General features: G+C 56.7%; 3 rRNA genes. All 3 read right to left on the reverse strand.

Annotated features, from left to right (window positions below):
- Positions 1-8 precede the first annotated feature (8 nt).
- Positions 9-124 (reverse strand): 5S ribosomal RNA (gene rrf, locus ACYVDG_RS32340).
- A 97-nt stretch (positions 125-221) separates the two neighbouring features.
- Positions 222-3,313, reverse strand: a 23S ribosomal RNA gene (locus ACYVDG_RS32345).
- Between the two features lie 344 nt (positions 3,314-3,657).
- Positions 3,658-5,192: ribosomal RNA gene (locus ACYVDG_RS32350) — 16S ribosomal RNA — on the reverse strand.
- Together the 16S, 23S and 5S rRNA genes form the textbook arrangement of a ribosomal RNA operon.
- Between the last annotated feature and the right edge of the window lie 313 nt (positions 5,193-5,505).

The following is a 5,505-nucleotide window of genomic DNA, read 5'->3' on the forward strand; positions in this document are numbered from 1 at the left end:
AAGAAAAACCGTGGCAGCGACCTACTCTCCCACCCCACCACAGGGCAGTACCATCAGCGCAAGGAGACTTAACGACCGGGTTCGGAATGAGACCGAGTGTGACCCTCCTGCCAAAACCACCACGGAAACCAACACCACCCCGCAGACTCAACCCCAACCCACAGGGGAATCCACACGGTGAAAATCCGTGAACAAATATGCGCGAGCACCCAATTATCTGCAGCGGACAAGCCCTCGGCCTATTAGTACCGGTCAGCTCCACCCCTCACAGGGCTTCCACACCCGGCCTATCAACCCCGTCGTCTACAGGGGGCCTTACCCTCTCAAAGGAGGCAGGAGACCTCATCTCGAAGCAAGCTTCCCGCTTAGATGCTTTCAGCGGTTATCTCTCCCGAACGTAGCAAACCAGCCATGCCCTTGGCAGAACAACTGGCACACCAGAGGTTCGTCCGTCCCGGTCCTCTCGTACTAGGGACAGCCCTTCTCAAGTCTCCAACGCGCACAGCGGATAGGGACCGAACTGTCTCACGACGTTCTAAACCCAGCTCGCGTGCCGCTTTAATGGGCGAACAGCCCAACCCTTGGGACCAACTACAGCCCCAGGATGCGACGAGCCGACATCGAGGTGCCAAACCATCCCGTCGATATGGACTCTTGGGGAAGATCAGCCTGTTATCCCCGGGGTACCTTTTAGCCGTTGAGCGACACCGCTTCCACACGCCGGTGCCGGATCACTAGTCCCAGCTTTCGCTCCTGCTCGACACGTCCGTCTCACAGTCAAGCTCCCTTGTGCACTTACACTCAACACCTGATTACCAACCAGGCTGAGGGAACCTTTGGGCGCCTCCGTTACTCTTTAGGAGGCAACCGCCCCAGTTAAACTACCCACCAGACACTGTCCCCGAACCGGATCACGGTCCAAAGTTAGATGCCCGAAACAGTCAGAGTGGTATTTCACCAACGCCTCCACCACCACTAGCGTGGCAGTATCACCGGCTCCCACCTATCCTACACAAACCATCCCAAACACCAATGTCAAGCTATAGTGAAGGTCCCGGGGTCTTTCCGTCCTGCTGCGCGAAACGAGCATCTTTACTCGTAGTGCAATTTCACCGGGCCCATGGTTGAGACAGTGGGGAAGTCGTTACGCCATTCGTGCAGGTCGGAACTTACCCGACAAGGAATTTCGCTACCTTAGGATGGTTATAGTTACCACCGCCGTTTACTGGCGCTTAGATTCCTAGCTTCGCGGGCCGAAACCCACTAACCAGTCCTCTTAACGTTCCAGCACCGGGCAGGCGTCAGTCCGTATACAGCGTCTTACGACTTCGCACGGACCTGTGTTTTTAATAAACAGTCGCTTCCCCCCGCTATCTGCGACCCCACCCAGCTCAAGACGCAAAGGTCCATCACCAGACAGGGCTCCCCTTCTCCCAAAGTTACGGGGACAATTTGCCGAGTTCCTTAACCATGGTTCACCCGAACGCCTCGGTATTCTCTACCTGACCACCTGCGTCGGTTTAGGGTACTGGCCACACACGAACTCGCTAGAGGCTTTTCTCGACAGCATGGGATCACTCACTTCACCAAAAACGGCTCGGCATCACGTCTCAGCCACACAGTGTGCGGATTTGCCTACACACCGGCCTACACGCTTACCCCCGGACAACCACCGCCGGGTAGAGCTACCCTCCTGCGTCACCCCATCACTTACCTACTACCAAATCGGATCCCAGACCAAACACTCAACGCTCCCCGAAGGGACCACAGAGGTTCAGCGTGGTTAGCATCAAAGGCCTCGGTACTGGACGCTCGTGCACGGGTACGGGAATATCAACCCGTTATCCATCGACTACGCCTGTCGGCCTCGCCTTAGGTCCAGACTCACCCTGGGCGGATTAACCTGCCCCAGGAACCCTTAGTCAATCGGCGGCAACGTTTCTCACGCTGCTCTCGCTACTCATGCCTGCATTCTCACTCGCACACCCTCCACCACACGATCACTCGGCAGCTTCACCGGATGCACGACGCTCCCCTACCAACCCCGAGAAAACTCGGAGCTTCACAGCTTCGGCGGTGTACTTTAGCCCCGCTACATTATCGGCGCAGAACCACTTGACCAGTGAGCTATTACGCACTCTTTAAAGGATGGCTGCTTCTAAGCCAACCTCCTGGTTGTCTGAGCAACTCCACAACCTTTCCCACTTAGCACACGCTTAGGGGCCTTAGCTGATGATCTGGGCTGTTTCCCTCTCGACTACGAAGCTTATCCCCCGCAGTCTCACTGCCACGCTTCACTTCACCGGCATTCGGAGTTTGTCTGACGTCAGTAACCTTGTCGGGCCCATCAGCCAAACAGTAGCTCTACCTCCAGCAAGAAACACGTGACGCTGCACCTAAATGCATTTCGGGGAGAACCAGCTATCACGGAGTTTGATTGGCCTTTCACCCCTACCCACACCTCATCCCCCAGATTTTCAACTCTGGTGGGTTCGGGCCTCCACGAGGTCTTACCCCCGCTTCACCCTGGACATGGGTAGATCACTCCGCTTCGGGTCCACAGCATGCGACTCCAACGCCCTATTCAGACTCGGTTTCCCTACGGCTACCCCACCCGGGTTAACCTCGCCACACACCATGACTCGCAGGCTCATTCTTCAAAAGGCACGCCATCACCAAAGACAAGCTTCAGCTCTGACGGCTTGACAGCACACGGTTTCAGGTACTATTTCACGACCCCTCACCGGGGCACTTTTCACCTTTCCCTCACGGTACTAGTGCACTATCGGTCATCAGGACGTATTTTGGCTTAGCAGGTGGTCCTGCCAGATTCACACGGAATTTCTCGGGCTCCGCGCTACTCGGGAACACACCAACACCTAGACTCTTCCTTCACCTACGGGACTCTCACCCACTCCGGTACCGCTTCCCAACGGATTCAGCTAAAAGAACCATCAGCGCTCCGGGCCGACAGACCCGAAAAGATGCACCCCACAACCCCGCACACGCAACGACTGTCGTCTATCACACGCATACGGTTTAGCCTCATCCCCGTTCGCTCACCACTACTAAGAGAATCACTGTTGTTTACTCTTCCTACGGGTACTGAGATGTTTCACTTCCCCGCGTCACCACCAACTACCCTATACATTCAGGTAGCGGCAACCCGACACAACTCGGGCTAGGTTTCCCCATTCGGACACCCGCGGATCAAAGCTCGGTTGACAGCTCCCCGCGGCCTATCGTGGCCTCCCACGTCCTTCATCGGCGCCTGATGCCAAGGCATCCACCGTGTGCCACTATCACTTGGCCACTACAGATAATAAGATGCTCGCGCACACTATTCACAAATCAAAACACCAACCGCATACCCAAACACCACTCGCACCACCAAGATCCTCGTCTTGGCGACACCCGAGAGTTCTCCAGGGCGGTCCGCGGGAACCAAACCGACCCACCCACCCACAGGCGAGCAGGCCGCGATTGCTTCCTCAGATACCCAACAGCGCGCCCCCCGACGCTTCTAGACCGCCGGAGGTAAAGTCCAATTTTCTTCAGCCACTCCCAAACAGCAGAACCACCAGGGCTCCCACTGTCGGGTCCACTTTCGAGTCCGACCAGCCATAGGAAAAAGCTGATCTGAAAAAGACTCCTTAGAAAGGAGGTGATCCAGCCGCACCTTCCGGTACGGCTACCTTGTTACGACTTCGTCCCAATCGCCAGCCCCACCTTCACTCATTCCCTCCCACAAGGGGTTAGGCCACAAGTTTCGGGTGTTGCCGACTTTCATGACGTGACGGGCGGTGTGTACAAGGCCCGGGAACGTATTCACCGCGGCGTTGCTGATCCGCGATTACTAGCGACTCCACCTTCATGGGGTCGAGTTGCAGACCCCAATCCGAACTGAGACCGGCTTTAAGGGATTCGCTCCACCTTACGGTATCGCACGCCCATTGTACCGGCCATTGTAGCATGTTTGCAGCCCAAGACATAAGGGGCATGATGACTTGACGTCGTCCCCACCTTCCTCCGAGTTGACCCCGGCAGTCTCCCATGAGTCCCCACCATTACGTGCTGGCAACATGGAATAAGGGTTGCGCTCGTTGCGGGACTTAACCCAACATCTCACGACACGAGCTGACGACAGCCATGCACCACCTGTCACCCACCAACTAAATGACCCTGTATCTCTACAGGTCCACGGGTGATGTCAAACCTTGGTAAGGTTCTTCGCGTTGCGTCGAATTAAGCAACATGCTCCGCCGCTTGTGCGGGCCCCCGTCAATTCCTTTGAGTTTTAGCCTTGCGGCCGTACTCCCCAGGCGGGGCGCTTAATGCGTTAGCTACGGCGCGGAAACCGTGGAAAGTCCCCACACCTAGCGCCCAACGTTTACGGCATGGACTACCAGGGTATCTAATCCTGTTCGCTCCCCATGCTTTCGCTCCTCAGCGTCAGGTAAGGCCCAGAGACCCGCCTTCGCCACCGGTGTTCCTCCTGATATCTGCGCATTTCACCGCTACACCAGGAATTCCAGTCTCCCCTACCTACCTCTAGCGTGCCCGTATCCACTGCCAAACCGGAGTTAAGCCCCGGTCTTTCACAGCAGACGCGACACGCCGCCTACGAGCTCTTTACGCCCAATAATTCCGGACAACGCTCGGACCCTACGTATTACCGCGGCTGCTGGCACGTAGTTAGCCGGTCCTTATTCCCCACCTACCGTCAACCCCGAGAGAACCCGGAGCCTGCGTTGGTGGTAAAAGAGGTTTACAACCCGAAGGCCGTCATCCCCCACGCGGCGTCGCTGCATCAGGCTTTCGCCCATTGTGCAATATTCCCCACTGCTGCCTCCCGTAGGAGTCTGGGCCGTGTCTCAGTCCCAGTGTGGCCGGTCGCCCTCTCAGGCCGGCTACCCGTAATCGCCTTGGTAGGCCTTTACCCCACCAACAAGCTGATAGGCCGCGAGCCCATCCCTGACCGAAAAAACTTTCCACACACACGCCATGAGACGGTGCGTCGTATCCGGTATTAGACGGCGTTTCCACCGCTTATCCCAGAGTCAGGGGCAGGTTGCTCACGTGTTACTCACCCGTTCGCCGCTCGTGTACCCCGAAGGGCCTTACCGCTCGACTTGCATGTGTTAAGCACGCCGCCAGCGTTCGTCCTGAGCCAGGATCAAACTCTCCATAAAGGTCCAACAACCCATCCCGGCGACCCGCAAAGGGGTGCAGCCTGGGGTGGGCAAACCTAGAAGAAATCCTGACCAACCAACTCGCGTTGGTTAATCAAAGGAACCCTACGCACCTACGGTGCGTCGGGGCCAAAACAAACATGGCTTAAAGAAAATCAAACACGCGCTGTTGAGTTCTCAAGAAACAATCACTCTTCCCGTACAAGCGCCCGGACTCTCGCCCTGGCTGCTCTTCCGTGGAAGGCGTCTGCGTTTCCGCTTGTTGTGTTCTTTACTTTATCAGGTGTTCCGCACCCCGCCAAATCGGCGGTTT

Source organism: Nocardiopsis oceani, from assembly GCF_054777395.1.